5 protein-coding genes are annotated in these 3,714 nt (G+C 44.9%); all 5 read right to left on the bottom strand.

The window, feature by feature from the left end:
* On the bottom strand, window positions 1–343 hold a 343-nt coding region (locus tag J0895_RS25105), incomplete at its 3' end, for a helix-turn-helix transcriptional regulator (protein WP_207090712.1).
* 137 nt (window positions 344–480) lie between these two features.
* Complete coding sequence (locus tag J0895_RS25100) at window positions 481–726, bottom strand: HNH endonuclease (RefSeq protein WP_207090711.1); 246 nt, start codon at window positions 724–726, stop codon at window positions 481–483.
* 29 nt (window positions 727–755) lie between these two features.
* The gene (locus J0895_RS25095) at window positions 756–1,283 is read right to left on the bottom strand and encodes a KGK domain-containing protein (RefSeq protein ID WP_207090710.1); all 528 of its coding nucleotides are present in this window, start codon (window positions 1,281–1,283) and stop codon (window positions 756–758) included.
* A 76-nt stretch (window positions 1,284–1,359) separates the two neighbouring features.
* Window positions 1,360–1,725: a KGK domain-containing protein gene (locus tag J0895_RS25090; RefSeq protein ID WP_207090709.1), complete on the bottom strand. Its 366-nt coding sequence runs from the start codon at window positions 1,723–1,725 to the stop codon at window positions 1,360–1,362.
* Between the two features lie 110 nt (window positions 1,726–1,835).
* A partial coding sequence (locus tag J0895_RS25085; protein ID WP_207090708.1) for a dynamin-like GTPase family protein occupies window positions 1,836–3,714 on the bottom strand: 1,879 nt, incomplete at its 5' end.

Here is a 3,714-nt window from a genome sequence, read left to right as displayed (position 1 = left end):
CTTGAATTTGTCGGCGAGCACGTTCCGCCAAGACTTTCTCTAATTCTGTTTGCCCTAAAACCGCCTCAAAACTATTCAGAAATTCTACCATCAAATCGGCATGAGTATTGGGAAATAGGTTCAGGGTGCGATCGGTCAACTCCCACAACTTCACAGGTCGCCCAATCGGACGCCGTTGTTCCGAATAATCCACCAAACCCTCTCCCCGCATTGCCTGCAAATGCTGGCGAATCGCCATCGGAGACACCTCTAACTGTTCTGCCAGGTCCGTCGCACTGGTGGCCCCTTGCATCTTTAACAGGTAGAGAATTTGCTCTTTTGCTTTTTGTTTATCATCGGTCATTGGACATAGCAAGGATGAAGGATCAAAGCGGAAGGATGAAGGTGAAAGGGATTTAATTGAGACAAAAGACAGTCAACCGTTGTCTTTCATCCCTCATCCGGTCCCTTCATTCTTCCCTTGAATCCGAATTATAGCAATTATAAGTCAAACCGACGCTGAAATCGAGGGTCCAAGTCGGCACTTTTGCGTTGATTGCACTCACGGCAAAGGGTTTGCAGATTACTGATATCGTTGGACCCCCCCATCGCCAGTGGGATAATATGGTCGATGTTGAGTTCAGTTTCTTGTTCAGTTTTGCCGCAACTTTGACACTGATGGCGATCGCGTTCCAACACATAAGCTCTAACTGCTGCTGGAATCCGGATTCGAGGGGTTTTACTCATAGATTTTTAGTAGATGAAAAGGGTAAGTTTCAAGAGTTGGGTTCATCAATCATCCGCCGAATCTCATCCAAAGGTGATTCCGGTTCACTGGGGGATTCTGCTTCATGGGGTACAGCTATTTCTTCAACTTCTGGCTCATCTGGGCAGAATTCTACAATAATCCTCATTCTAACTTTCCCCGCTTGCCAGTTTTTGGCTCCATATCTTAATGTTTTAGCTTCCACCCCCTCAGTAACCCAACGTGCTTGATTTTTGTCCCAACCATCTTTATAAATAACAGAATCATTCCTCCTCAATAGAAAAATTGCCCGTTCTGTCAACTCTTTTGTTCTAACGGTTGGCTGACCAATTAATATTTTACAGTAATCGTTCTTTAAAACCAGAACTTCATCCGGCTCCAAGGGTTCAAATTGATTGCTCATCTCAGGTAATCCCCATAAATTTTTATTATTATCATACCGTCTATGTGCTGATGGAGGCAGAGCCTCCAATATTACATGACTCGGCAGAGCCAAGTCACGAGAATTAGAGTATTCTATAATAGATTCTCGTGTCATGGCTCTGCCGTGACACGGGCATTTTGCGGCTCTGCCGCCTGATTAGTTTCGCTACTATTATAAGGCAATATTTTGCTCATTCCTTCATCCGCCTAATCTCATCAAGGGGTGATTCAGGTTCACTGGTTTCCGGTTGATTGGGTGTCGATGTCTTTTTTACTGCTGGCTCATCTGGACAAAATTCCAAGTGAATTCTAACTTTTCCTCTTTGCCAGCCATTCGCTCCATATCTTAATACTTGCGCTGGTATTCCTTCGCGACCCCATTGCATTCTTCCTTCTACGTTACCTCTTTTAAATACCTCATCAGAATTTTTTAGTAGAGTTAGGAGGGCTTCGATTAGTTCACGAGGTTTGAATGTTGGATTGTTAATTACTATTTTCCAAGGCTCATCTACCGACAAAACTTCATCAGATTCTAGTCGTTCATAATTATTGCTCATAACAATTACCTTGGTAAAATTGATATTTTGGTATTGTATCTTATTAAAACTATCCTGTCAACAGGGTAAAATGTACCAAAACACATCCTACCCTATTGACATTCATCGGATTAAATCATCTCCCCCTCCTCGCCTAATTCCCCATCTTCCTCCTCAACAGGTTCCACCTCGATAATCGCCTCTTGCAAATTCGCCAAAGGTAACTGATAGCGGTCTAAAAGCATCGCCTGTAAGCAGCTATTAATCCCCGAAACCACCTCGTTGTAATCTGCCATTTTATTCTGAACTTCTTGCAACTGAATCTGATTGCTATCGAGTTGTTCCTGTGCTTCCCGTTCCAGGGTTTTTTCTAGGTGCGATCGCGCCCGGTTGTATTGCTGCAAAATCATCTCCTCTTGTTGCTTAACCAACGGCAACAAATGAGTTTTCAGGGTTTGATTCACTGTTTGCCGGAAGGTACTTTGAATCGTGTGTTTGACCTTCGGTTCAAAATCCAGCTTTAACAACTGGCGAATGGCGGGTTCCGCATCTTTCATGCTGATACAATCAAAACTTTGAGAGGTTTGTTGCAGCACTTTGCGGAACTGATAAATTGAAAATGTGCCTTCATCGTAAAAGCGAGGACTCTCCCGCACGAACCGATCGCATTCGGTACTGGCGGCAGCGCGAATCGCTTCTTGAACTTGCATTTCCAGGTTTTTAACCGCCTGTTCTAGTCCCGCATCTCCTCCCACTAATCGGCACAATTCTCGGTAATAATCTTGACGGCGAATCTGGTCGATTAAATAGGCGAAATAGTTGGCTATGGTTCGTTCTGATTCTACCGCTAATACGTCCTCTAACTCATTGGACAAATAGTAAAAAGCCTCAACTAAAATCGCCAGTAACGGTGCAGTAGAGTTACGAGGATGGGTTAAAGTGGCCTGCCGATAGGCTTGTTCTACGGAGAAGGTATTTAACAGTTCATCCATGCGGGAAACCATTTTAACCTTCAGCTTGCGGAAGTCTTCCTCAAAGGTGAGGCATTGATTGGTAACAACTTGATTGACTTCCTGGGTGATATGTTCATTTAAGGCCATTCCCAGGCGGCGCAAGTCATTATTGAGTTGTTCCATCCGCCGCAATTTTAACCCTTCAATATTGACGGGTTGACTCTCTAGGTCCCGATATTGTTGGACGTAATGCCCACTTAAGACAAGACAAATGGGTTGGAGGTCATTGGCGAGAGTTTTAAAGAGGAGAGGACGTTTTTCGTGGGTCAGATAGTTGGTAATGCTGGTGCGAAAATCCTCAATGCCGCTATCAGAAATGAGCTGATTTAGGAGAGATGTTCCGCACTCCTTGAGGATGCGGACATAGTTTTCATTGGGGGTTTCGTAGCTGTAAACCGCAATTTTAAATTGACTGGGGGAGAGTTTCCCCGAGTTGGCGCAGTAGCGGTTAAATTCGTTGACAAATTGCGGGGTATCTTCCTGGATGCTGGTGTTTTTGACACTTTCGGCAAATAGGGAATCTAATCCGTAGCGATCGCGTTCGCTGGTTTGTTTGATTTGACTTCCCCAAAATCCCAGCAATCCACTGGTTTTATAGAGGCGTTTGGTGTCGCGGAACTGGGTGATAATGAGGTCATCTAACCGCTGCCGGAGTTGGGTATTATACCAGGTTTCGTCGATGCGGTTAAAGACATAAAAGACGCGATCGCGAATTCCCGGATTAGACCGCATTTTCTCCAACAATTCCGTCTCTTCCGTAGTCATATCCCCTTCCGATGCCGGTTTGAGGACGCATACCACCGCCGAAGTTTCCGGGTCTTCTATCTTGCGATAGGTGAGTTCTGCATCCCGTTTCACCGGCGCATCAATTCCCGGTAAATCAATCAGCACATTGCCATCTTTGAGCAAGGGATGATAGCAGTAATATTCAATCCGTTTCAAAACCGAACTATTGCTCCCCCGGCGCGCATAACTGGCGGCTTCTTTGAGGTTGGAG

It is taken from the genome of Phormidium pseudopriestleyi FRX01, from assembly GCF_017313335.1.
Lineage (GTDB): Bacteria > Cyanobacteriota > Cyanobacteriia > Cyanobacteriales > Laspinemataceae > Laspinema > Laspinema pseudopriestleyi.
Note: the sequence above shows the minus strand (reverse complement) of the source record. Positions and strands in the feature narration are given on the sequence as shown.